Source organism: Pantoea sp. E956-1 (genome assembly GCF_982223955.1).
Genome location: NZ_CEUYZP010000113.1, coordinates 1 through 383 on the forward strand (window position 1 = coordinate 1; position 383 = coordinate 383).

At 56.1% G+C, this 383-nt stretch carries 1 protein-coding gene; it reads right to left on the minus strand.

Translation table 11 applies throughout. The features are described 5' to 3' along the window. Nucleotides 1–111: 111 nt before the first annotated feature. On the minus strand, nucleotides 112–383 hold a 272-nt coding region (locus AC0T7J_RS25515; RefSeq protein ID WP_473798622.1), incomplete at its 5' end, for a hypothetical protein.

A 383-nucleotide genomic window follows, 5' to 3' on the forward strand; every position in this document is an offset into this window, starting at 1 on the left:
GTAATTGAGCATGGAGGCGTCTCGACAGGGTGACCGTGGCGGCCACCCTAACGACGCGGCAGGAATCGAACAAGATCAAGCGTTGTTTTGTTTGGCCTTGGTGCGCATTTTCTAGGCCATGGAAGTCATTTCGTTGTAGAGCAGTTGCGGATTCTTTTGCTTGATCGCCCAGGCCATGCGCCCTTGTTCGTGAGGCAGAATCAGGAATTCGCCGGCGGCGACTTGCTGATAGATGTAGTCAGCGATGTCGGCGGCACTGATTGGCGAACTTTCCAGCAACTTGCCGACCTGGGCTTTCATGGCCGGGGTCGGGCCGCGGAAAGAATCGAGCAAGTTGGTCTGGAAGAACGATGGGCAAACCACATGCACCGCCACTTCCTGCT